This window comes from Blastococcus saxobsidens DD2 (genome assembly GCF_000284015.1).
Lineage (GTDB): Bacteria > Actinomycetota > Actinomycetes > Mycobacteriales > Geodermatophilaceae > Blastococcus > Blastococcus saxobsidens_A.
In genome coordinates, this window is record NC_016943.1 from 775,672 (window position 1) to 798,717 (window position 23,046).

Annotated in this window: 23 protein-coding genes and 1 pseudogene; 16 read left to right on the plus strand and 8 right to left on the minus strand. The window is 73.6% G+C overall.

Annotated features, from left to right (window positions below; all coding sequences use genetic code 11):
- Nucleotides 1–1,476 (minus strand): sigma 54-interacting transcriptional regulator, encoded by a 1,476-nt coding sequence (locus BLASA_RS03635; protein WP_014374656.1) that lies wholly within the window; start codon nucleotides 1,474–1,476, stop codon nucleotides 1–3.
- A 70-nt stretch (nucleotides 1,477–1,546) separates the two neighbouring features.
- Here BLASA_RS03635 and ilvA point away from each other — a divergent pair, with 70 nt between their 5' ends.
- From ilvA to BLASA_RS03655, 4 genes are all read left to right on the plus strand, one after another.
- The gene (ilvA, locus tag BLASA_RS03640; protein ID WP_014374657.1) at nucleotides 1,547–2,773 is read left to right on the plus strand and encodes a threonine ammonia-lyase; all 1,227 of its coding nucleotides are present in this window, start codon (nucleotides 1,547–1,549) and stop codon (nucleotides 2,771–2,773) included.
- Nucleotides 2,774–2,910: 137 nt separating this feature from the next.
- Nucleotides 2,911–3,918 (plus strand): daunorubicin resistance protein DrrA family ABC transporter ATP-binding protein, encoded by a 1,008-nt coding sequence (locus BLASA_RS03645; RefSeq protein ID WP_014374658.1) that lies wholly within the window; start codon nucleotides 2,911–2,913, stop codon nucleotides 3,916–3,918.
- Entirely contained in the window at nucleotides 3,915–4,724 is an 810-nt protein-coding gene (locus BLASA_RS03650; RefSeq protein ID WP_014374659.1) for an ABC transporter permease, read from the plus strand. The genes BLASA_RS03645 and BLASA_RS03650 overlap by 4 nt, the downstream gene beginning before the upstream one ends.
- Nucleotides 4,725–4,903: 179 nt before the next feature.
- Nucleotides 4,904–6,958, plus strand: coding sequence for a M3 family metallopeptidase (locus BLASA_RS03655; RefSeq protein ID WP_014374660.1), 2,055 nt, complete (start codon nucleotides 4,904–4,906; stop codon nucleotides 6,956–6,958).
- Between the two features lie 114 nt (nucleotides 6,959–7,072).
- Here the strand turns inward: BLASA_RS03655 and BLASA_RS03660 are convergent, their stop codons facing one another.
- Nucleotides 7,073–7,405: an RNHCP domain-containing protein gene (locus BLASA_RS03660; RefSeq protein WP_041775585.1), complete on the minus strand. Its 333-nt coding sequence runs from the start codon at nucleotides 7,403–7,405 to the stop codon at nucleotides 7,073–7,075.
- Nucleotides 7,406–7,412: 7 nt separating this feature from the next.
- Nucleotides 7,413–7,913 carry a transcription elongation factor GreA gene (gene greA, locus BLASA_RS03665; protein WP_014374662.1) on the minus strand — a complete coding sequence of 167 codons (501 nt, stop codon included), beginning with the start codon at nucleotides 7,911–7,913 and terminating at the stop codon, nucleotides 7,413–7,415.
- Between the two features lie 245 nt (nucleotides 7,914–8,158).
- Here greA and mca point away from each other — a divergent pair, with 245 nt between their 5' ends.
- The 5 genes from mca (at nucleotide 8,159) to BLASA_RS03690 (ending at nucleotide 11,939) form a co-directional block, all read left to right on the plus strand.
- Nucleotides 8,159–9,046 carry a mycothiol conjugate amidase Mca gene (mca, locus tag BLASA_RS03670; protein WP_014374663.1) on the plus strand — a complete coding sequence of 296 codons (888 nt, stop codon included), beginning with the start codon at nucleotides 8,159–8,161 and terminating at the stop codon, nucleotides 9,044–9,046.
- Entirely contained in the window at nucleotides 9,043–9,381 is a 339-nt protein-coding gene (locus BLASA_RS03675; protein ID WP_014374664.1) for a hypothetical protein, read from the plus strand. The genes mca and BLASA_RS03675 overlap by 4 nt, the downstream gene beginning before the upstream one ends.
- 105 nt (nucleotides 9,382–9,486) lie before the next feature.
- Nucleotides 9,487–10,302: a discoidin domain-containing protein gene (locus BLASA_RS03680; RefSeq protein ID WP_014374665.1), complete on the plus strand. Its 816-nt coding sequence runs from the start codon at nucleotides 9,487–9,489 to the stop codon at nucleotides 10,300–10,302.
- Entirely contained in the window at nucleotides 10,299–11,072 is a 774-nt protein-coding gene (locus BLASA_RS03685) for a TVP38/TMEM64 family protein (protein ID WP_014374666.1), read from the plus strand. Before BLASA_RS03680 ends, BLASA_RS03685 begins: the two co-directional genes overlap by 4 nt.
- A 66-nt stretch (nucleotides 11,073–11,138) precedes the next feature.
- Complete coding sequence (locus BLASA_RS03690; protein WP_041776083.1) at nucleotides 11,139–11,939, plus strand: DUF427 domain-containing protein; 801 nt, start codon at nucleotides 11,139–11,141, stop codon at nucleotides 11,937–11,939.
- Between the two features lie 6 nt (nucleotides 11,940–11,945).
- Here BLASA_RS03690 and BLASA_RS03695 read toward each other — a convergent pair.
- The 4 genes and pseudogenes from BLASA_RS03695 to BLASA_RS03710 all read right to left on the minus strand — a co-directional run.
- Nucleotides 11,946–12,431: pseudogene (locus tag BLASA_RS03695) on the minus strand (haloacid dehalogenase type II); the annotation flags it as partial.
- Nucleotides 12,432–12,438: 7 nt separating this feature from the next.
- Entirely contained in the window at nucleotides 12,439–13,215 is a 777-nt protein-coding gene (locus BLASA_RS03700) for a hypothetical protein (protein ID WP_014374668.1), read from the minus strand.
- Entirely contained in the window at nucleotides 13,205–14,071 is an 867-nt protein-coding gene (locus BLASA_RS03705; protein WP_014374669.1) for an alpha/beta fold hydrolase, read from the minus strand. Before BLASA_RS03705 ends, BLASA_RS03700 begins: the two co-directional genes overlap by 11 nt.
- The gene (locus BLASA_RS03710; protein ID WP_051004815.1) at nucleotides 14,068–14,556 is read right to left on the minus strand and encodes a vitamin K epoxide reductase family protein; all 489 of its coding nucleotides are present in this window, start codon (nucleotides 14,554–14,556) and stop codon (nucleotides 14,068–14,070) included. The genes BLASA_RS03705 and BLASA_RS03710 overlap by 4 nt, the downstream gene beginning before the upstream one ends.
- A 409-nt stretch (nucleotides 14,557–14,965) precedes the next feature.
- Between BLASA_RS03710 and BLASA_RS03715 the strand changes: the two genes are divergently transcribed.
- The 3 genes from BLASA_RS03715 (at nucleotide 14,966) to BLASA_RS03725 (ending at nucleotide 18,006) form a co-directional block, all read left to right on the plus strand.
- Nucleotides 14,966–15,739 carry a formate/nitrite transporter family protein gene (locus BLASA_RS03715; RefSeq protein WP_014374671.1) on the plus strand — a complete coding sequence of 258 codons (774 nt, stop codon included), beginning with the start codon at nucleotides 14,966–14,968 and terminating at the stop codon, nucleotides 15,737–15,739.
- 132 nt (nucleotides 15,740–15,871) lie between these two features.
- On the plus strand, nucleotides 15,872–17,143 hold the full coding sequence (locus tag BLASA_RS03720; protein ID WP_014374672.1) for a geranylgeranyl reductase family protein: 1,272 nt from the start codon (nucleotides 15,872–15,874) through the stop codon (nucleotides 17,141–17,143).
- 128 nt (nucleotides 17,144–17,271) lie between these two features.
- Nucleotides 17,272–18,006 carry an SIMPL domain-containing protein gene (locus BLASA_RS03725; RefSeq protein WP_014374673.1) on the plus strand — a complete coding sequence of 245 codons (735 nt, stop codon included), beginning with the start codon at nucleotides 17,272–17,274 and terminating at the stop codon, nucleotides 18,004–18,006.
- Nucleotides 18,007–18,016: 10 nt separating this feature from the next.
- Here BLASA_RS03725 and trhA read toward each other — a convergent pair whose 3' ends face one another.
- The gene (gene trhA / locus BLASA_RS03730; protein WP_014374674.1) at nucleotides 18,017–18,832 is read right to left on the minus strand and encodes a PAQR family membrane homeostasis protein TrhA; all 816 of its coding nucleotides are present in this window, start codon (nucleotides 18,830–18,832) and stop codon (nucleotides 18,017–18,019) included.
- Between the two features lie 137 nt (nucleotides 18,833–18,969).
- On the opposite strand from trhA, the gene BLASA_RS03735 reads away from it, so the two are divergent.
- The 4 genes from BLASA_RS03735 (at nucleotide 18,970) to BLASA_RS03750 (ending at nucleotide 22,961) form a co-directional block, all read left to right on the plus strand.
- On the plus strand, nucleotides 18,970–19,749 hold the full coding sequence (locus BLASA_RS03735; protein WP_014374675.1) for an isoprenyl transferase: 780 nt from the start codon (nucleotides 18,970–18,972) through the stop codon (nucleotides 19,747–19,749).
- Nucleotides 19,750–19,772: 23 nt separating this feature from the next.
- On the plus strand, nucleotides 19,773–20,990 hold the full coding sequence (locus BLASA_RS03740; protein WP_014374676.1) for a hypothetical protein: 1,218 nt from the start codon (nucleotides 19,773–19,775) through the stop codon (nucleotides 20,988–20,990).
- Between the two features lie 3 nt (nucleotides 20,991–20,993).
- The gene (locus BLASA_RS03745; RefSeq protein ID WP_041775586.1) at nucleotides 20,994–21,401 is read left to right on the plus strand and encodes a hypothetical protein; all 408 of its coding nucleotides are present in this window, start codon (nucleotides 20,994–20,996) and stop codon (nucleotides 21,399–21,401) included.
- A gap of 264 nt (nucleotides 21,402–21,665) precedes the next feature.
- A complete protein-coding gene (locus BLASA_RS03750) occupies nucleotides 21,666–22,961 on the plus strand; it encodes a PhoH family protein (RefSeq protein WP_014374678.1) in 1,296 nt (431 codons plus the stop codon).
- Nucleotides 22,962–23,046: the final 85 nt, after the last annotated feature.

Genomic DNA, 23,046 nt, shown 5'->3' on the forward strand with positions numbered 1-23,046 from the left:
TCAGGCCCCGTAGACGGTGCGGCCGCCGTCGGTGTCCTTGGCCAGCCGCCGGGTGAGGTAGAGGCCTTCCAGGGCGAACTCCACCGCGGCCGCCGCCTGCTCGGCCGACTGGTCGCCCTCGGGCACGCCCAGCCGGCCGAGCAGCTCGGCGAGCTTGGGGATCGTGCCCAGCTGGCCGAGCAGCGCCGGGGCGGGCACCAGGTCGCCGGACTCGACGGTCTCCCCGCCGGTGAAGTGCTCCTGCAGGCCGCTGAGGTCCAGCCCCGCGCACCGGGCGCGGAAGGTCTGCGCGGTGGCCTGGCGGAGCAGGTGCTCGAGCACCTCGAGCTCGCGGTCGTCGTCCGGGTCGGAGCCGGAGTCGGCGAACTCGACCTTGCCGCGGCTGGCCGGGACGATGCTCGGCAGGTCGACGACCCGGGCCACCGGCCGGGTCTCGCCGGCGACGGCGGCGCGGCGGACGGCGGAGGCGGCGACGGTCTCCAGCCCGGCGATGGCGAACCGGGCGCTGACGCCGGAGCGGGTGTCGACGTGGCTGGACTCGCGGACCAGCCGGGTGAAGCGGGCGACGATCTCGACCAGGTGCTGGGGGACGACGGGTCGCGCCAGGTGGTCGGCGCCGAACGCGGTCGGCCAGCTCAGCGCCGCCTCCTGCTGCAGCAGCCGGATCTCGTCGGCGAGCTCGATCGGGTAGTGCGTGCGGACCTCGGCGCCGAACCGGTCCTTGAGCGGGGTGATGATCCGCCCGCGGTTGGTGTAGTCCTCCGGGTTCGCGCTGGCCACCAGCAGCAGGTCCAGCGGCAGCCGCACCCGGTACCCGCGGATCTGGATGTCGCGCTCCTCCAGCACGTTGAGCAGCGCCACCTGGATCCGCTCGGCCAGGTCGGGCAGCTCGTTGATGCTGAAGATGCCGCGGTTGGTGCGCGGCACCAGGCCGTAGTGGACCGTCTCCGGGTCGCCCAGCGTGCGGCCCTCGGCCACCTTGATCGGGTCGACGTCGCCGATCAGGTCGCCCACGCTCGTGTCCGGTGTCGCCAGCTTCTCGCCGAACCGGTCGCTGCGGTGCAGCCAGCCGACCGGGGTGGCGTCGCCGTGCTCGGCGATCTGCCGGTGCGCCCAGACGCTGATCGGCGCCAGCGGGTGCTCGTTGAGCTCGCTGCCGGTGAGCACCGGCGTCCACTCGTCGAGCAGGCCGACGAGGGTGCGGATCAGCCGGGTCTTGCCCTGCCCGCGCTCGCCGAGGAGCACCAGGTCGTGGCCGGCGATCAGTGCGCGCTCGACCTCGGGCAGGACGGTGTCCTCGAAGCCGACCATGCCGGGCAGGGTGGCCTCGCCGGCGGCGAGGCGGGTGAGCAGGTTGGCGCGGAGCTCGGCCTTGACCGGCCGGAAGGTGGCGCCGGTGGCGCGGAGCTCGCCGAGGGTGGTGGCTGCGGGGGAGGGGCTTGCCGGTGCGGTGGTGGCACCCGTGGTGTCCGTCACCCCCGCCACGGTACGACGAGGAGGGCGCGTCCGGTGCGGCGTCCGTGCCGCCGCCTGCGAGGATCCCTGCGTGACCGGATCCGGTGGGCCGCCGCTCGTCTCGGGCGCCGACGTCGAGGCGGCGGCGGAGCTGATCGAGGGCGTCGTCCGCCGCACCCCGCTGGAGCACTCGCGGGGCCTGGCCGACCGGGTCGGTGGCCCGGTCTGGCTCAAGTGCGAGAACCTGCAGCGCACCGGTTCCTTCAAGATCCGCGGCGCCTACACCCGCATCGCCCGGCTGACCGACGCCGAGCGCGCGCGGGGTGTGGTGGCCGCCAGCGCCGGCAACCACGCCCAGGGCGTGGCCCTGGCCGCGCGCCTGCTGGGCACCCGGGCGACGGTCTACATGCCGGAGAGCGCGCCGCTGCCCAAGATGGCCGCCACCGAGGCCTACGGGGCGCGGATCGAGATGTTCGGCCAGTCGCTGGCCGAGCCGCTGCTGGCCGCGGCGGAGCACGCAGAGCGGACCGGTGCGGTGTTCATCCACCCGTTCGACCACCCCGACGTCATCGCCGGGCAGGGCACGGTGGGGCTCGAGGTGCTGGAGCAGTGCCCCGAGGTGGCGACCGTGCTGGTGTGCGCCGGGGGTGGGGGCCTGGTGTCCGGTATCGCGGCCGCGGTGAAGCAGCGCCGTCCCGACGTGCGGGTGGTGGCGGTGCAGGCCGCGGAGGCGGCCGCGTTCCCCGGGTCGCTGGCCGCGGGCCGGCCGGTGGCGCTGGAGTCCATGTCCACGATGGCCGACGGGATCGCCGTCCCGCGTCCCACCGACCTCACGTTCGCCCACGTGCAGGGGCTGGTCGACGAGGTGCGCACGGTCAGCGAGGAGGAGCTCTCCCGGGCGCTGCTGTTCTGCCTGGAGCGCGCCAAGCTGGTCGTGGAGCCGGCCGGGGTGGCGGCGGTCGCGGCGGTCCTGGCCGACCCGACCGCCTTCGCGCCGCCGGTGGTCGCGGTCCTCTCCGGCGGCAACATCGACCCGGTGCTGCTGCTCAAGGTCGTCCAGCACGGCATGGCCGCAGCGGGCCGGTACCTGTCGCTGCGGTTGCAGGTCCCCGACCGCCCCGGCTCGCTGGCCGCCGTCCTGGCGGAGCTGGCCGCCGTCGGCGCCAACGTGCTGGAGGTCGAGCACCAGCGGACGACGACCCGGCTGGGCGTCGGCGACGTCGAGGTCTTCGTCGTGCTGGAGACCCGGGGCCCGGTGCACGCGGGGGAGGTCATCGCCGCACTCCGCCGCGGCGGCTACGCCGTCACGCCCGAGTGACCGATGAGTCCCGGGACCGGTCCGGGTCCTAGCTCCTGACCTCGCACCGGGCGGGGCGGGGATCGAGGAGCTCACGTGCGCACGCCATCGGGGAAGACGTCCGGGAACTGTCGGTGGGACCGCCTACCGTCCGCAGCATGACCGACGCGATCGTCGTCGAGGGGCTGGTCAAGCGCTACGGCGCCACCACCGCACTCGACGGAGTGGACCTGACCGTGGCCGAGGGGTCGGTGCTCGGGCTGCTCGGTCCGAACGGCGCGGGGAAGACGACGGTGGTGCGCATCCTCACCACCCTGCTGGTGGCCGACGAGGGGCGGGCGGAGGTGGTGGGCCTCGACGTGACCCGCGACGCCGATCAGGTGCGTGCGGCCATCGGGCTCACCGGGCAGTACGCCGCGGTCGACGAGTACCTGACCGGCTTCGAGAACCTGGAGATGGTGGGCCGGCTCTACCACCTGCCCAAGGCGGAGGCGCGCCGGCGGGCCGGCGAGCTGCTGGAGCGGTTCGACCTCGTCGAGGCGGCGAACCGGCCGGCCAAGACCTACTCCGGGGGCATGCGCCGCCGGCTGGACATCGCGGCCTCGCTGATCAACCGCCCGCGGGTGCTGTTCCTGGACGAGCCGACGACCGGGCTGGACCCGCGCAGCCGGCTGGCCATGTGGGAGTTCATCGCCGATCTCGCCGACGGGGGGACGACGATCCTGCTCACCACCCAGTACCTGGAGGAGGCCGACCGGCTGGCCGACCGGATGGTGGTGATCGACCGCGGGAAGGTCATCGCCCGCGGCACCGGCGACGAGCTGAAGGCGCAGGTCGGCGGCCAGCGGCTGGAGTTCACCCTCGGGTCGGTGGAGGACGCCGTCGTCGTCGCCGACGCCCTGGCCCCGCTCGCCGCGGGGCCGGTGCACCGCGACGAGCAGACCCGCCGGGTCACCGTGCCGGTCACCGGCGGTCCGCCGGTGCTGGCCGAGGCGCTGCGCCGGCTGGAGGGCGCCACGGTCACCGTGCTGGACGTCGGGCTGCGCCGCCCCGACCTGGACGACGTCTTCCTCACCCTCACCGGCCACGCCGCGGAGGACGAGACCCCGCCCGTCGACGACACCGAGGCCGCCCCGTCGAGCGCCTCCGCTGGAGCGGCACGATGAGCGCCCTGACCGACACCGTCTCCGACAGCCTGACCATCACCCGGCGCAACCTGATCAAGGTCAAGCGGGTCCCGGACCTGATCGTGTTCGCGACGTTGTCACCGATCATGTTCGTGCTGCTGTTCCGCTACATCTTCGGCAGCGCGATCCCGCTGCCGGAGGGGATCAGCTACGCGGAGTTCCTGCTGCCCGGGATCTTCGCCCAGACGGTGGTGTTCGGCAGCACCATCACCGGCGCGAGCCTCGCCGAGGACCTGCAGAAGGGGCTGATCGACCGGTTCCGGTCACTGCCGATGGCGCGGTCGGCGGTGCTCGTCGGCCGCACCCTGGCCGACCTCGCCCTCAACGTCATCACCATCGCCGTCATGATGGTGACGGGCCTGCTGGTCGGCTGGCGGATCAACACCTCGATCGGCGAGGCCATCCTCGGCGTGCTGCTCCTCCTGGCCTTCGCCTACGCGATGTCCTGGGTGATGGCGTTCGTCGGGCTGCTGGTGCGCACCCCCGAGGTGGTCAACAACGCCAGCTTCATCGTGATCTTCCCGATCACCTTCATCGCCAACACGTTCGTCCCCATCGAAGGCTTCCCCTCGGTCCTCAAGACGTTCGCGGAGTGGAACCCGGTGTCCGCTGTGGTCCAGGGGGCGCGGGAGCTGTTCGGCAACATCGCCCCGGGGGTGACGACGTCGGGGGACAGCTGGGCGCTGCAGAACCCGGTGCTCTACGTGTTCCTGTGGGTGGTGGTGTTCCTGGCGGTTTTCGTCCCGCTGTCGGTGCGGACCTACCAGGGCGTCGCCACCCGCTGAACGCTCCAGCTTCTTCGCGGCCGTCTGGTCGGCACGGAGTGGGGCCCGGAGGGTCCCCGACGTGTCGACGGATGGGCTCAGCGACGGAGGGGGACGGCTCCTGGCCGCGGTGCGATCCGGAGGATCGCGATGTCATGGCCCGCGGGTGCGATCCGGCGGATCGCGATGTAATGACGGCGATGAGTGCCGTCGAATCCCCCGCCCTGTCGCCCGCCAACCCTCTCGCCGCGCCGTCGGAACTACCGTTCCGGCTGCCGCCGTTCGCCGACATCGACCTGGAGCACTGCCGCGAGGCGCTGCTGGCCGGGATGGCGGAGCAGCGGCGGGAGGTCGCGGCGATCGCCGGGTCGGCCGAGGAGCCCGGCTTCGGGAACACGGTCGTCGCGCTGGAGCGCTCGGGTGCGCTCCTCGACCGGGCGTGGTCGGTGTTCGGCAACCTCTCGTCGTCGGTCGCCACCCCGCGGCTGCGGGAGATCGAGCGGGAGATCGCCCCGCTGGCGGCCGCCCACGACGACGCCCTGCGGCTGGACCCTGCGCTGTTCGCCCGGATCGACGCCGTCCACAGCACCCGGCACGACGCCGGCCTGGACGCCGAGTCCCTCCGCCTGGTCGAGCGGTACCACCTCGACTTCGTGCTCGCCGGTGCCCGGCTCGACGAGACCGGCCGGGCCCGGCTCAGCGAGCTCAACCAGGAGCTGTCGCAGCTCTCCACGACCTTCGGCCAGAACCTGCAGCTGGCCACCGAGGCGGCGGCGGTGCACGTCACCGAGGTCGCGGAGCTGGACGGGCTCGGCGAGGAGGAGGTCGCCGCCGCCGCTCGCGCCGCCGCCGACCGCGATCTGGGCGGGTACCTGCTCACCCTGGTGCTGCCCACCGGCCAGCCGGTGCTGGCCAAGCTGCGCGACCGCGAGCTGCGCCGGCGGGTGTTCGAGGCATCGACCAGCCGCGCCTCCGCCGGTGAGCACGACAACGGCCCGGTGGCCGAGCGGATCGCCCGGGTACGCGCGGAGCGGGCCCGGCTGCTCGGCTTCCGGGCCCACGCCGATCTGGTCCTGGCCGACCAGACCGCCGCGACGACCGAGGCCGTCGACCGGATGCTCGGCTCCATGGTCCCGGCGTCGGTGGCCAACGCCGAGGCGGAGGCGGCGGTGCTGCGCGGGATCGCCGTGCGGGACGGCGTGGAGCTGGCCGCCTGGGACTGGGCGTTCTACAGCGAGCGGGTGCGGGCCGAGCGCTACGCCGTCGACACGACGGCGCTGCGGCCGTACTTCGAGCTCGACCGCGTGCTCGTCGACGGTGTCTTCCACGCCGCCGAGCTGCTCTACGGCTTCCGGTTCACCCCGCGGGCCGACCTCGCCGGCTACCACCCCGACGTCCGGGTCTGGGAGGTCAGCGACGCCGCCGGTAAGGAGGTAGGGCTGTACCTGGGCGACTTCTTCGCCCGGGAAGGCAAGCGCGGCGGGGCGTGGATGAGCTCGTTCGTCCGGCAGTCGGGGTTGCTGGGCACCCGGCCGGTCGTGGTCAACAACCTGAACATCTCGCGGGCACCGGAGGGGCGGCCGACGCTGCTCACCCTCGACGAGGTGAACACGCTCTTCCACGAGTTCGGTCACGCGCTGCACGGCCTGAGCTCCGCCGTCACCTACCCGCGCTTCGCCGGCACCGCGGTGCCCCGTGACTTCGTCGAGTTCCCGAGCCAGGTCAACGAGATGTGGGCGCTCTGGCCGGAGGTCCTCGCCCACTACGCCCGGCACGTGGACACCGGTGAGCCGCTGCCGTCGTCGGTGGTCGAGGCCATCGACGCCGCCCAGCTGTGGGGGGAGGGGTTCGGCACGCTGGAGTACCTGGCCGCCACCCTGCTCGACCAGGCCTGGCACCGGCTTGCGCCGGAGACCGAGGTGGGCGATCCGGTGGCGTTCGAGCGGGCCGCCCTCGAGGCCGCCGGTGTGGCATCCGAGCTCGTGCCGCCCCGGTACCGGACGACCTACTTCCAGCACGTCTTCGCGGGCGGCTACTCGGCCGGGTACTACTCCTACATCTGGTCGGAGGTGCTCGACGCCGACACCGTGGAGTGGTTCAAGGACAACGGGGGCCTGCGGCGGGAGAACGGGGACGCCTTCCGGCAGCGGCTGCTCGCCGTCGGCGGCTCGGTGGACCCGCTGGAGGCCTTCCGCGCCGTCCGCGGCCGGGACGCCGACCCCGCACCGCTGCTCCGCCGCCGGGGGCTCTGCTGACTGCGATCCTCCGGACCGCACCGCGGCCAAGTGCCGTCCCCCCGCGCCGCTGAGCCGCTGCGTCGCTCGATCGTGGGGACCCTCCGGGCCCCCACTCCTCACGACAGAACTGCTCTACAACCAGGGCAGCGAGAGCACCAGGTCGAGGTCGTCCGGCGCGTCTCCGTCACGCACCAGCCGATTGGGCTGGCGGTGGCCGCACGCCGTGCAGCGGTGGACCACCTGCCAGCCCTTGCCCGACTTCTCCACCAGCCCGACCGGCTCCATGGGCCGGCGGCACTCGCTGGCGCGGTCGCCGGGGAGCTCATCGACGTGCAGCGACCACAGGCAGTACGGGCAGTGGTTGCGGTAGTGCCCGTCGGTGCTCGCCGGCACCGGTGCAGCGCAGTGCACGCACGGGAAGCCGGTGTTCTCCGCCCGCCGGGAGCGGGCGCGCGGTGCGGTCACCGAACGGTCAGGGGACGAACGGCTCGACCGCGACGACCTCGACGGTGATGTCCCGGCCGTTCGGGGCCTGGTAGGTCACCGAGGTGCCCGGCGCGGCGCCCATGATCGCCGAGCCGAGGGCCGACTCGGGGGAGTAGACGGTCAGCTCGGTGGTGCCGGCGATCTCGCGGGAACCCAGCAGGAACTTCTCGGTGTCGTCGTCCCCGGCGAACTTGATCGTGATGACCGTGCCGAGGGCGGCGTCCGTGGCCGTGGTGGGCGGCTCGCCCACGCGGGCCTTGCGCAGCAGGTCGGTGAGCTGGCGGATCCGCCCCTCCTGCTTGCCCTGTTCCTCCTTGGCGGCGTGGTAGCCACCGTTCTCCTTGAGGTCACCCTCCTCGCGGCGGGCGTTGATCTCGGCGGACATGGCCGGGCGGTTCGCCACCAGCTGGTCGAGCTCGGCCTTCAGCCGGTCGTAGGCGTCCTGGGTCAGCCAGATGCCGTCGTGCTCGTCAGTGGGGGTGGACACGTGGAAGAACTCCTGGAACTCGGGGAGGCCACCCGGGCGGGTGGCCGCTGGTCATCCGGCCAAGCTAACACCGCGGATCGGTCCGATGCAGTGATGCGACGACCTCCGCGGAAAGCGGAACCCGAGCGTACCGACCGAGTGACCAACGCCACCAGACGCCCGTCCGGGTGGTCCTCCGACGAGGTGTGGGCCACACCTGGCCGGGCATCCGTCGTCTCCCCGTCCCGGCGAGGGACACTGTTCGGGTGACCCACCCCGACCAGCTGCGCCTGCTCGCCGTGCACGCTCATCCGGACGACGAGTCGAGCAAGGGCGCCGCCACGATGGCGAAGTACGTCGCCGAAGGCGTCCGCGTGATGGTGGCCACCGCCACCGGTGGCGAGCGCGGCTCGGTGCTGAACCCGGCGATGGACCGTCCCGAGGTGTGGGAACGGTTGCCGCAGATCCGCGTCGAGGAGATGGCGCGGGCCCGGGAGATCCTCGGCGTCGAGCAGGAGTTCCTCGGCTTCGTCGACTCCGGGCTGCCCGAGGGGGACCCGCTGCCGCCGCTACCCGAGGGCTGCTTCGCGCTGCTGCCGGTCGAGGAGGCCGCGGCGCCGCTGGTCGCGCTGATCCGCCGGTTCAAGCCCCAGGTGATCACCACCTACGACGAGCGCGGCGGGTACCCGCACCCGGACCACATCAAGACCCACGAGATCTCGGTGCACGCCTTCGAGGCGGCCGGCGATCCGGACCGGTACCCGGAGCTGGGTGAGCCCTGGCAGCCGAGCAAGCTCTACTACCACATGAGCTTCACGCTGCCTCGCACCAAGGCGCTGCACGAGGCGATCCTCGCGACCGGTGCGGAGTCGCCGTACGCCGAGTGGCTGCAGAAGTGGGACCCGGCCCACGACATCTCGCACCGGGTCACCACCCGCGTCCCGTGCGGGGAGTACTTCGCGGTGCGTGACGCCGCGCTGATCGCGCACGCCACCCAGATCGACCCGCTCGGCCGGTGGTTCGCCTGCCCGGTGGACACCCAGCAGCAGGTGTGGCCCACCGAGGACTACGAGCTCGCCCGCTCCCTGGTCGACACCACCACCCCGGAGGACGACCTGTTCGCCGGCATCCGCAGCGAGGTGACCGTCCGATGACCGCGTCCGTCGCCACGACCTACGTCCTGGCCGCCACCCAGCAGGAGCAGCTGCCGGAGGACGTCGGCAAGGCCGGACCGCTGGGCCTGCTGCTGATCGTGGTGCTCCTCATCGCCGTCGCCCTGCTGGTGAAGTCGATGAGCGGCCACCTCAAGAAGCTGCCGCGCAGCTTCGATCCGGAGGACCAGGAGCCCCGCGTCACCGTTCCCGACGACCTCTCCGGGCTGGACGCCCGGCCGGAGCCCGGTCAGGAGCTGCTCGACACGCTCCGGCGCGCCCCGCGGGCGATCGAGGCGCCGCGCCGCGACGGGGACGAGCGGAGCCCCCAGGCCTGACCTCCGCCCCGGTCCGGGGGCGCTGAGGGCACCTCCCCGCGGTCCGCGTCCTCCCTGGTCCCGGCGCGTCGGAACGCCGTCCCCGCCAGCGCCGTTGGGTCGGCTGTGACCCCCCTCCTCCGTCGGCTCCTGCTGCTGCCCGTCGCCGTCGTCGTCCTGGCCGCCTGTGCCGATCCCGCGGCTCCCACGTCCGCCGGCCGAGAGGTACTCCCCGCGGAGGAGGTCTTCGTCGAGACGCCGGTCGTGGAGCCCGATGCGTCGGGTACGTCGGCGACGCTGCGGGTCTCGACCGACATCGACATGGCCTGCGCGGTGGTCTTCGGGCGCGACGAGTCCCTCGGGGACGGGATCGCCACGGACGCCGACATGGGCGGTGGCGCCCACGCCGAGCACCAGGCGGTCATGCGCGGGTTGGAGCCCGACACCGAGTACTTCTACCGGGTGCAGGGGTCCGGCGCCGACGGCAACCTCTACCGCAGCGAGCTGATGAGCTTCCGGACACCTCCCGCGGACGGCCCCACGGCTCCCGGTGCGAACGCGGCTCTCGGTGCCGAGGTCGTCGACGTCAGTTCTGAGTTCTCGGACGCGTTCGCCGCCGCCGGCGCCGTGGACGGGAACCTCGGCTCGGAGTGGTCCAGTGCGGGTGACGGCGACGACGCGTCGATCACTCTCGACCTGGGCCGCCCGGTCGACGTGGTGGGGGTGGCGCTGCGCAGCCGGTCGATGAGCGACGGCACGGCGGTGATCGAGACCTTCACCGTGACCGTCGACGGCGGCGAGACCTACGGCCCGTTCGACGCCGGCACGACGGCCGTGGTCAACGAGGCCGACTTCACCGGCCAGGTGCTCAGGATCGACGCGGAGGCGACGAGTGGCGGGAACACCGGTGCCGCGGAGATCGAGCTCTACGAGGCGCCGTGACCCCCGTGTCGCGGGCCGGGACACGCCCACCCCGATCCGCCGACGGCGGCAGCTCCGTTCAGCAGGCCGGGGCCGGCGGCAGCACCCAGTCGGTGTGGGTCCGGCTGACCGTCCTCGTTCTCGTCGTGGCGCTGGCGGCGGTGGTGGCGCTCCTCGTCGGGCTCCCCGATGAGCAGCAGCTGCGCGCGGGCGTCGCCGCCGTGGGACCCGTGGCTCCCGCGCTGTTCGTCCTGCTGTACGCGGTAGCGACCCTCGCGCCGCTGCCGAAGAACGTGCTCAGCGTGGCGGCCGGCCTGCTGTTCGGACTCGTCGCGGGAGTCGCCCTCGTCCTCCTTGCCGCGCTGGCGGGCGCCCTCGCCGCCTTCCTCCTGGGACGGGCGCTGGGCCGGGACGCCGTCGAACGGATCACCCGCGGGCGGACGGCGCGCGTCGATGCGCTGTTCCGCCGTCGTGGACTGCTGGCGGTGCTCGGCGTGCGGCTGGTGCCCGTGCTGCCCTTCACCGCCATCAACTACGCGGCTGGACTGACCACCGTCGGCCTCCGGGACTACCTGATCGGCACCGCGCTCGGCATCATCCCGGGCACCGTGGCCTACGTGGCTCTCGGCGCGTACGGGACGTCACCGGGGTCGTGGCCGTTCGTCGTAGCAGTCCTGGTCCTGGTCGCACTGACCGCCGGGGGTGCGACCGCCGTCCACCGTTACCGGCGCCGCGGGACGGCGGCGGCCTCCGGCCGCCTCGAGGCCGGCCCCGCTGAGAGGTCCAGGTAGTCCGCTGGTCCGGCGGTACGCGCCAGGAGGGAGGTATCGGTGGAGTCGGGGGCCTACGGTCGGGTCATGTCGCTGACTCTCGGCACCGGTCCCCTCGCCCGGCCCTCGACCGGGCAGCTCAATGCCGACCTCTGGTCGGTGGCTCCGGAGCACGCGCTCTACCTGCATCCGGTCCAGGAGCGCATCCGTGGCGTACTCGGCGGGCGCACCGTCGTGGACACCACCGGCGCCCTGCTGCTGCACGAGACCGGGCTGCTCCCGCGCTGGTACCTCCCCGAGGCGGACGTGGCCTCCGGTCTGCTGCACCCGAGCGCCACCCGCACGACCTGCCCGTTCAAGGGGGAGGCCCGCTACTGGCACCTGGAGGTGGGCGGCCACCGGGTGGAGGACGCCGCCTGGTCCTACCCCGACCCGGTGCCCGGATGTCCGGCGCTGGCCGGGTTCGTCTCCTTCTACCTGGAACGGCTGGATGCCTGGTACGTCGAGGAGGAGGAGCTGCTCGGTCATCCGCGCGACCCGTTCCACCGCGTCGACGCCCGGCGCTCCTCCCGCCACGTCGTCGTCCGCGTCGGCGGGCAGGTGGTCGCCGACACCCGCACACCGGTGGGGGTCTTCGAGACCGGCCTGCCGGTGCGCTGGTACGTCCCGGAGGCCGACGTGCACGACGGCGTGCTGGAGCAGAGCGACACCACCTCGGTCTGCCCGTACAAGGGGGTGGCGAGCTACGAGCACGTGACCGTCGACGGCCGGCGGTACGACGACGTGGCGTGGTGCTACCGGGAGCCCCTGCTGGAGGCTCTCCCGGCGGCCGGCCACCGCTCGTTCGACGGGGACGGCGTGGAGGTGGAGGTGGAGGTCAGTACCTGATCGTGGTCAGCCCAGCTGGGCGGCGAGGTCGGTCAGGCCGGTGGCGCGCAGCGACGGCGGGGTGAAGGACTCCGGGTACGGCGTTCCGGCACGGTCGATCCACGCGGTGCTCAGCCCGGCTCGGGCGGCGCCGTCGACGTCCCACGGATGGACGGCCACCAGCAGCATCGCGGCCGGGTCGGTGCCGCAGGTCCGGGCGGCGTACTCGTAGGCGCCGCGGGCCGGCTTCCAGGCGCCGGCGTCCTCCACCGACAGCAGCGCCTCGAACTGATCGCGGATGCCGGCGCCGGTGAGCAGCGCCTCCGACACCGAGGTGGAGCCGTTGGTCAGGGTGACCAGGCGCCGTCCCGACGCGCGCAGGGCCCGGATCCCTGCGGGCACGTCGGGGTGCACGGCCAGCTGGCTGAACCCGCTCATGACGTGGTCGACGGCCGTGTCCAGGGAGGTCGATGGCACGAGGACGGTACGGCGGGCCGGGGACAGGGATCCGGTGGCGGAGTCATCCGGCGTCGGTGCTCGAGGCCACCAGCACCAGGACCCGCGGCAGGGTCGCGAGGTAGGCGTCCAGGACGCCGGCCATGCCGGGGCGGGCGTCGCCCAGCCCCGCCTGCTCCAGGGCGGCCGGTGTGGCGGCGACCCGCCAGGGCAGTCGGCGCGCGGCCTCGGACACCCTCGCCTGCAGGTCGTCGGCGGCCGGCCGGCTGGCCGGTACCTGGGGACCCAGTGCTGCCCAGGCCGGTTCCAGCAGGCCCCGTCCGGCCAGCGTGCGCCAGATGCTGTTGACGATCGGCGTCTCCAGGGCGGTGCAGATCTCGCCGTACAGCCGCGGGGCCGGGGCGTCCCAGGGGGAGGGGGCGGGGCTGCGCGGCTGCACCGGACGGGGCGCGGGAGCGTCCCCCGGCGCGGACGGCAGGTCGAGCTCGCCGTCCAGTGCCAGCCGCAGACCGGCGGCCAGGAGCAGCATCCGGCTCAGCGGGCCGGCGAACTCCGCGAGCCCGGCCCGGACGTCGGCGTCGGCGGGCGGCTGCACGACGCCCCGCACCGAGGAGACGAGGTCCTGCGCCGTCGACCCGAACTGGTCCTGCGACAGCACGGGCGCGGACTGCTCGTAGGCCAGCAGCAGGTAACCCGGGCAGAGCGCCAGCGACTTGAACAGGCTGGGGACGAACGGCATCTGCTCGAGGAGCCGGGCGTAGACGGCGGCGACGACGCCGGTGGCGTCGGCCTCCTCCACCATGGGATAGGCCGCGAACCGTGCGGAGGCGTCAGTGCCCACGAGCGTCCCCCGGTGCCGGCGCGGTGTCCCCCGGCGGCGGGGAGAGCAGCTCGTTGACGGCGGCGGCGATGACCTCCGGATGGTCTTCGGGGGTGAAGTGCTTGCCGCCGGGGATGGGCTGCAGCGTCGTGCCGAGGTCGGCGGCGAGACGGCGGCCGTACTCGACCTTCTGGAACTGGTCGGCTTCGCCCCACACCACGCGGGCGGGCAGGCCGAGGGAGGGCAGCTGGTCACTGATGGCGATCGTGTCCTCCACGCGCAGCGCGCTGACCTGGCGCATGAGGCTGCGGGCGGCGCCGTGGGTGACGTAGTGCTGCCAGTGCACGCCGAGGGACTCCAGCGCCCGTGCCCGGTCGTCGTGACCGCGGTGGATCAGCTGGACGAACGAGGGGTAGAGGGCGGTCTCCGGCAGGTACCGCAGGACCGGCGCGGCGCGGCCCATGGCCTTCACGCTGGGGATGGGCCAGGAGTCGTAGCAGACCGCGTTGGTGAGCACGATCCCGGAGAACCGGCCGGGCGCCCGGGTCGCGGCGATCTGGGCCACGCCACCACCGAGGTCGTGCCCGACGAGGACCGGCGCCTCGACGCCGACCATGTCGAGCCAGCGCAGCAGCCGGTCGGCCTGGGCGGACAGGCCGAGATCGCGGCCCTCGCCGGCGGGGATGGAGCTGCCGTAGCCGGTCATCTCCAGCGCCAGCGAGCGGCCGGTGATCAACGGCAGGACGTGCCGCCACAGCCGGGGCGAGGTCGGGATGCCGTGCAGGAGGATGACGGGGGAGCCCTCGCCGTTCTCGAGCCAGCGGATCGGTTCGCCGTCGAGGAGGTCCTCGTGCAGGTGCCCGCCGAGCCCGTTCACGACCGGCCCCGCAGCTGGCGGAGGGCGGCGCGTGCCTCGGGCAGGGCCAGCGGGAGGGTGGCGACCTGGGCCACCGCGGCGACGGTGCACCAGGAGCAGACCTTGCGGTGTTTGGTCACCTGCTCGATGAACAGGTAGATGCCGCCGCCGGCGTCCGCCGCGGTCTTCGCGGCCAGCGCCAGCGGTATCCACGGCATCGTCCGGGCGCGGTTGCGGTCGCCCATGCCGGCCAGCGCCAGGGTGGCCCCGGCGCTCAGCAGGCCGATCGCGGCATCCGGCGTCTTCAGCTGCTGGTAGGCCTCGCCGGAGGCGTCGACGGCGTCGGCGTCCAGGAACGGCAGGGAAAGCTCCGGCACCCGGCGCAGCAGCCCGAACTGGTAGAGACCGACCACACCCAGCGCGGCCGAGGCCAGCGAGGTCAGCCCCGCCACCCGACGTCGCTGTTCCAGGAAGCTGCCGCTGCCCCGCCGCAGGTCGTCACTCACCTGCTCCGCCGCCGGCGAGCTCGACCGGCCGATCCCTCCTGACCGTGGCCGCACGGCCGCCGCGGGTGGCCCGGCCGGGCGCGTTCTCTCGGTGACGGTTCGCATGTCGCGCTGCTCCTCTGATCGGTATGACCCACGTCATGCCCAGCCGACCCGTGGTGAACTCCCCGGACCACGCACTTCCGGCGGCCGGCCGGTCAGCTCGCGGGAGTGGCCAGGAAGTGCCACCCGGCCCCGCCGCCCTGCGTCCGGCGCCCGCCCAGCGGTGCGGGCCCCGGAGGACGCTCGTCCCGGTTGGACTGGCGGGTGGCGCAGTGCTCCTCGTAGCCTCGCTCGTCTGACCTCCTCGAACGGGGAGAACGGCGTCCGCAGGCCGCGGGCGCCGCACCGTCCGGAGGAGGTGCGAGCGATGAGCGTGGCCCCGTCGCCTGACCAGGTCTACGAGCGGGCGACGGCCGAGGGTCGACGCAGGCTGTCGCTCTCGGCGCTCGATCAGGTCTCGACCGGGTTCATCGCCGGGGTCACGATCATCTTCGGCATCGTCGCCCTCGGCGTCGTCGAGGCCCTGGTGGCCCCCCCGTCCGGGTCGGGTGTCGGCAGCCTGGCCGGCGCGCTGGCGTTCGCCATCGGTCTGGTGTTTCTCGTGGTGGGGCGGTCGGAGCTGTTCACCGAGGACTTCTTCGACCCCGTCGCCGCCGCCATCGAGGAACGCGGTCGGCGCGTCTGGGCCCGGCTGCTGCGCCTGTGGGGCATCACTCTCGTGCTGAACCTGGTCGGTGGGGCGCTCCTCGTCGCCCTGCTGACGGTCGACGGTGCGCTGCCCGAGGGGGCGGCGCACGCGCTCTCGCGCGTGGCCGAGGAGATCGCGGGCAAGGGCTGGTCCGCGACCCTGGCGCGCGCCGTCCTCGCCGGAGCGCTCATCACGCTGCTCTCCTACATGCTCAACGCGGTCGACACCGTGGCGGCGCGCATCCTGGTGACCTACCTGGTCGGCTTCTTCCTGGCCCTCGGCCCGTTCGACCACGTCGTGGTGTCCGCACTGCACCTGCTGTTCGGGATCTGGCTGGACGGCGCGGTCGGCTACGGCGCCCTCGCCACGAACCTGGGTCTGTCCACGCTCGGAAACCTGCTGGGCGGCTTGCTGCTCGTGACTCTGACGCACACCGCGCAGGTCAAGAGCTAGTGAACCGACGGCGGACCCGGAGGTCCGCCCGTCTCCCGCGGGTCGAGACGCCGGCGCGGCATCGAGGAGGCGCTGCGCCCGTCGTGGCCGGCCGTCCGCGGGGCGTCGTCGGCGCCGGGGGACACTGGGCCGGTGACCGTCCCTGCCGCGCCGCTCGCGACCGACGTCCTCGTGGTCGGTGCCGGGCCCGCAGGGTCCGCTGCCGCCGCGTGGGCGGCTCGCGCGGGCCACGACGTCGTGCTGGCCGACGCCGCGACCTTCCCGCGCGACAAGACTTGCGGCGACGGGCTGACGCCCCGGGCGATCGCCGAGCTCGACCACCTGGGGCTGGGGGAGTGGGCGCGGTCGAGGGCGCGCAACCGCGGGCTGCGTGCCGCCGGTTTCGGCCGCGAGTGGGAGCTGCCCTGGCCCGGCGGTGGGTTCCCCGACCACGGCAGCGCCGTACCGCGCACCGAGCTCGACGCCCGGATCCGGCAGGCCGCCGTCGGTGCCGGCGCGCAGCCGGTGGACGGCGCCCGGGCCGTCGACGTGGAACGGGACGGCGACCGGGTCGCCGGTGTGGTGTTCGAGCACGCCGACGAGCGCCGCTCGACCGTCGCCTGCCGGAAGCTCGTCGTCGCGGACGGCGTCCGTTCGCCACTGGGCCGGATCCTGGGCCGCGAATGGCACCGCAACACCGCCTACGGGGTCGCCGCCCGGGGGTACGTGTCCTCTGGCCGCGCCGACGACGAGTGGATCTCCTCGCACCTGGAGCTGCGTGGCGGCGAGGGCGAGCTGCTGTCGGGCTACGGCTGGGTGTTCCCGCTCGGCGCGGAGGCCGGCGAGGTGAACATCGGGGTGGGCACGCTGGCCACTTCGCGCCGCCCGGCGGGGGTGCAGCTCAAGGCGCTGCTGGAGACCTACACCGCGGCCCGGCGCGAGGAGTGGCGGCTCGACGGCGACGTCCGGCTCCCGGCCTCGGCGCTGCTGCCCATGGGCGGTGCGGTGTCCGGCGTGGCCGGCCGGAACTGGGCGCTGATCGGTGACGCCGCCGGCTGCGTGAACCCGCTGAACGGCGAGGGCATCGACTACGGACTGGAGACCGGTCGCACCCTCGCCGGGATGCTCGAGGAAGAGGACTGGGCGGCGGCCTGGCCGGCCACTCTGCGGCGGCACTACGGGGAGGCGTTCTCCATCGCCCGGCGGCTGGCCGGGCTGCTCACCGTGCCCCGCTTCCTCCCGGCCGCCGGGCCGGTCGGCATGCGCTCCCGGGCGCTGATGACCGTGGCCCTGCGTGTCATGGGCAATCTGGTCACCGACGAGGACCGCGACCTCACCGCCCGCCTCTGGCGCACCGCGGGGCGGCTGTCGGTCCGGCTGGACGATCGCCCGCCGTTCCCGGCCGCCGACCTCCGCCGCGGCTGAGCGCGCCGCCCGACGGCGGGGATCGGTGGCCTGGGTCACACCTGTGGGGCTACCGTCGGACCGGGAGCTTTCGCAGGGGCTCCTGTGGTCGTCTCCCCGGCGACCGCCGTCGACGACAGGAGTTCCTCGTGCAGGCACGCCGAGTCCTCGCCCTGCTGGCTATGCCGACGATTCTCACCGCGACGGCCTGCGCCGCCCCGGGAGCGGCGGCGGCGCCCGCCCCGTCCCCGGCCGTCGGCGCGTCGGCCGCCGGCGCCGGGGTGCAGGTGGCGGGGGTCGGCACGGCCGTCGGCGTCCCGGACCTCCTGCGCGTCATGCTGGCCGTGGAGGCCACGGCGCCGACGGTGGAGCAGGCGCTCGAGGATGCCGACGCCGCGGCCCGCCGGGTGCTGGACACGCTGGCCGCCCGCGGGGTGGCCGAGCGGGACGTGCAGTCGGTCGACCTGCAGCTGCACCCCCGGTTCAGGCCGGACGGCGAGCAGCAGGACGGCTACGTCGCCCGGCAGACCCTCTCGGTGACGCTGCGCGACCTCGCCGAGGCCGGTGCGACGATCGGCGCCGCCGTCGAGGCCGGTGGGGAGGCCGCGCGGCTGCAGGGCCTCTCCTTCGCGCTCGAGGACGACACGGCCCTGCGCGCGCAGGCACGTGCGGAGGCCTTCGCCGACGCCCGCCGGGTCGCCGAGCAGTACGCGGAGCTGGCCGGCCGGGAGCTCGGCCCCGTTCTCTCGATCGACGAGCAGGTCGGCGCCGCCGGGCCGGGCCCCATGCCGCTGGACGAGGCAGCCGACGTCGGGTCGGTCCCGCTCGCGCCCGGCGCCAGCGAGGTCACGGTCACCGCCCACGTGCGGTGGGCGCTGGAGTGAGGCGGCGGCATCAGCCGACGAACGGGCTGTTGTACACGGCGAAGTAGACGGCGATGTAGTGGCAGATCGCCGCGACGACGGTCATGGCGTGGAAGACCTCGTGGTAGCCGAACGTGCCGGGCCACGGGTTGGGCTTCTTGATGCCGTAGGCGATCCCGCCGACGGTGTAGAGCAGTCCGCCGACCGCGAGGAGCACGAGCGAGGCGACGCCGGCGATCTGCAGGATGTCGGTGAGGATGAAGACCGCGACCCAGCCGAGGCCGATGTACAGCGGGACCCCGACCCAGCGGGGCGCGGTCGGCCAGGTCATCTTCAGGGTGACGCCGGCCAGGGCGCCGAGCCAGACGCCGGCCAGGATCCACATGCCGGTCGGCTGGTCGACCGCCAGGAGGGCGAACGGTGTGTACGTGCCCGCGATGAACAGGAAGATCATCGAGTGGTCGAGCCGCTTCATGATCTTCCAGCCCCGCGGTGACCAGCGGCGCCGGTGGTAGAGCGCGCTGATGCCGAAGAGCCCGAGGATGGTCAGGCAGTAGACCGCCACCGGCCAGCCGGCCCGCGCCCCTTGCGCGGCGGCCAGCGGGATGAGCACCGCACCGGCGATGATCGCGCCGAAGAACGAGAACAGGTGCAGCCAGCCACGCATGCGCGGACGGGTGTCGGGGTGGTCCCAGTCGTCGTCGTCGAAGTCGGCGGCCACCCAGGAGTGCTCGATCTGCTCGCCCTCTGCGACGACGGTGGCCGCGGCCTGGCCGGCGGGAGCCTCGAGCTCGGCGCCGTCGGCTTCCACCCGGACGCGTGGGCGATCGTGGGGCGACAGGCTCATGACCCGAGGTTACGGAACGGTAGGTTGTGCGTCACCCGGAAGCCCCTGTGAGCTTGCTGCCAGCGCCGGGTCGTGGTCGGCACGACCAGCCGGGCGGCTCCCGGCCGGCCGGCGGTGCGGGGCCTAGGGTGACCGGCGTGGGGGTGCGTCGGCGGGTCCGAGACGCGCTGATCCAGGTCTACGAGCGGCGGCTGGCAAGGGCGCTGGTCGACGCGGACGTGCCGCGGCACGTCGGGGTCATCATGGACGGCAACCGGCGGTGGGCCCGTGCCATCGGCCTCGAGGACGTGGCGCACGGTCACCGCCGCGGCGCGGACAAGATCGCCGACCTGCTGAGCTGGTGCGACGACGCCGGCGTGCAGGTGGTCACCCTCTTCATGCTGTCCACGGACAACCTGCGCCGCCCGGAACCCGAGCTGAGCGCGCTGCTGCGGATCATCGAGGGCGTCGCCGTCGACCTGTCCCGCCCCGGTCGCCGCTGGCGGGTGCGGCAGATGGGCGCCCCCGAGCTGCTGCCGCCGGAGACCGTCACCGTCCTCAAGCAGGCCGAGGAGGACACCTGTGACCGCGCGGGTGCGACGGTGAACCTCGCCGTCGGCTACGGCGGCCGGCGGGAGATCGCCGACGCCGTCCGTTCGCTCCTCGCCGAGCACGCGGAGCGGGGCACCTCCCTGGCGGAGCTGGTGGAGGTGCTCGACGTCGAGCACATCGCCGATCACCTCTACACCCGCGGCCAGCCCGACCCGGACCTGGTCATCCGGACCAGCGGCGAGCAGCGCATGTCGGGCTTCCTGCTGTGGCAGACGGCGAATGCGGAGTTCCACTTCACCGACGTCTACTGGCCGGACTTCCGGCGGGTCGACTTCCTGCGCGCGCTGCGCGATTACTCAGCCAGACACCGCCGCTTCGGGGAGTAGGCGCGGCTGCGAAACTGGGGTCCATGACCGCCGGAGCCGTGGACGTCGCCCTCGAGTACGTGCGACTGGGCCTGCGTTTCGACCGTCTGGAGGCGGGGTTCGTCGACGCCTACACCGGCGATCCGCGCATCCGTGCCGCCGTCCTGGACGAGCCGGCATCGACCCCCCGGCAGCTGCGCGACCGGGCCCGTGAGCTGCTGCGCGAACTCGACTCCGCGGCCCTGGACGGCGACCGCGCCGGTTTCCTGCGCGGCCAGCTCACCGGGCTGGAGTGCAGCGCCCGGAAGATGAGCGGTGAGCCGGTGGGCTTCGTCGACGAGGTGCGCGGCTACTTCCAGGTCGACGTCGAACTGGGCGACGAGGCCACCTACGTCGCGGCGCACGCCGAGCTCGACGCGTTGCTACCCGGCGAGGGGACGCTCGCCGAGCGGTACGCGGCGCACCGCCGCCGCGAGGAGTGCCCGCCCGACCGGTTGGAGACGGCGGTGCATGCGCTGTCGAGCGCGCTGCGCGACCGGGTGCGCGGGCAGTACGGCCTCCCCGAGCTGGAGACGGTGCGCTACGAGGTGGTCACGGACAAACCGTGGTCGGGGTTCAACTACTACGAGGGCGGCTACCGGTCCCGGGTCGCCATCAACGCCGACCTGCCGCACCGGCTCTCCCAGCTGCCGCACCTGGTGGCGCACGAGTCCTACCCCGGCCACCACACCGAGCACTGCCGCAAGGAGGCCGGCCTGGTCGAGCGGTCGGGCCGGGTCGAGCACACCGTCTTCCTCGTGAACACCCCCGAGTGCCTGATGGCCGAGGGCCTGGCCGATCTCGGCGTCCCGGCCGCGATCGGCGAGGGCTGGGGTGCGTGGTCGGCGGAGATCCTCGGCGATCTGGGGCTGCGGTTCGACGGTGCGCTGGCGGAGCGGATCGCCGAGGCGGCGACTCCGCTGAACCGGGTCCGTCAGGACGCGGCGGTGCTGCTGCACGACCGGGGGGCCGACGCCGACGAGGTGAGCGCGTACCTGCAGCGCTGGGCCCTGGTCAGCCCGGAGCGGGCCCGTCAGCAGATCCGGTTCCTCACCGATCCGCTGTGGCGTGCCTACATCTCCACCTACGTGGAGGGCTTCGACCTGCTGTCCCGGTGGCTGGCTGCCCGACCGGCCGACCAGCCGGTCGCGGACCGCTTCGTCCGCCTGCTCGACGAGCCGCTGACGCCGCAGCGGGTCGCCGCGGAGACCAGGGCCGTCTGAGCCGTGCGCACCCGTTCCTCGGCGCAGGCCCGGTTTTTGGGCCTGTGGACCGCCGGCTGGCTGGCGTTGCTGCTCGTCCTGGGCATGGTGCGGTTCGGCGATCCCGCCCTGCAGTGGCCGGTGCTGCTGGTGCCCGCCCTGTGGGCGCTGGCGGCGCTCCGTCCCCGGCGGTCGGCGGGGCCGCCGCCGGCTCGGCCGCGTCGCCGGGTGACGGAGGACGGGTGGGCCGACGACGAGTGGCGCGAGGACGAGTGGCGCGAGGACGAGTGGCGCGAGGACGAGCGGCCGGAGGACGAGTGGGTCGAGGACCCGCGGGCGCGCGGCGCGACCCGGCTGCCGCCGGGGGAGCGCACCGACACGGTCGAGCGTCCGGCGCTGCGCCGCCGCTCCGACGGCACCGGCCACCGCTGACCACCGGCTGGGAGAAGTGGTACGGGTGATGCATCCGGGGGACATGCACTCCCTCTTGTGGGGTGTACGTCACGCGGATGTCACTGTCTCGGCCTAGCGTCCGCGGTGAACGGTGAGCTGCCCTCGCCGTTCACGGGAGGCCCGGATGGTGCGACTGCGTTCGTCGACCAGAGGGGCCGGTACCCGGCCCCTGCGCCGGGACCCGGCCACCTTCGAGCCGGGGCGCGCCTTGTCACCAGGGTGGCGTCCCACGGGAGCCGACTCGTGAGTATCCGCCGCACGTTCGTCCTGGACACCTCGGTCCTGCTGTCCGATCCCGGGGCGCTGCTGCGCTTCGGCGACGCCGACGTGGTCCTGCCGCTCGTCGTCATCGGTGAGCTGGAGGACAAGCGCAACCACCCGGAGCTGGGCTGGTTCGCCCGTCAGTCACTGCGCATCCTGGACGACCTGCGGGTCACCCACGGTCGCCTCGACGCACCTGTCCCGGTGGGGGAGTCGGGAGGCACGCTGCACGTCGAGCTGAACCACAGCGACCCCGCGGTGCTGCCGGCCGGCTTCCGCCACGGCAGCAACGACAGCCGCATCATGGTCGTCGCGCTGAACCTGCGGGGCGAGGGCCGCGACGTCTGCCTCGTCACCAAGGACGTGCCCTTGCGGGTCAAGGCCGCTGCCGTGGGACTGGAGGCCGACGACTACCGGGTGCACGACGCCGTCGACGCCGGCTGGACCGGGATGGCCGAGGTGAGCCTGGACGACGCGGAGCTCGACGAGCTCTACGAGGCGGGGGAGGCCTTCGTGCCGGCCGCCGCGGAGTTCCCGACGCACACCGGCCTGGTCCTGCTGTCCTCCCGCGGCTCGGCGCTGGGCCGGGTGCTGCCGGACAAGCAGGTCCGGCTGGTGCGAGGCGACCGCGAGGCGTTCGGGCTGCACGGGCGGTCCGCGGAGCAGCGCGTGGCCCTCGACCTGCTGCTCGACCCGGCGATCGGGATCGTCTCGCTCGGCGGACGCGCGGGCACCGGCAAGTCGGCGCTGGCGCTCTGCGCCGGCCTCGAGTCGGTCATGGAGCGGCGGGCGCACAAGAAGGTGCTCATCTTCCGGCCGCTGTACGCCGTGGGCGGGCAGGAGCTGGGGTACCTGCCCGGCGGAGAGGGCGAGAAGATGTCGCCCTGGGCCCAGGCGGTCTACGACACCCTGGGCGCCCTGGTGTCCCGCGAGGTGCTGGAGGAGATCGCTTCCCGCGACCTCATCGAGGTGCTGCCGCTCACCCACATCCGGGGCCGCTCGCTGCACGACTCCTTCGTGATCGTCGACGAGGCGCAGTCGCTCGAGCGCGGCGTGCTGCTCACCGTGCTCTCACGGCTGGGCACCAACTCCCGGGTGGTGCTCACCCACGACGTCGCCCAGCGGGACAACCTGCGGGTGGGCCGGCACGACGGGATCACCGCGGTGATCGAGAAGCTCAAGGGTCACCCGCTGTTCTCGCACACGACGCTCACCCGGTCCGAGCGGTCGCCGATCGCCGCGCTGGTCACCGAGATGCTGGAGGACCTGCCGCTCTGAGCTGCCGGCCGCTCGTGCGGTGCCTTCTCCAGGTCGGCGGTGTCGCAGCACCGCAGGAGCGGGTCGAACACCGCAAGAGCGCCGG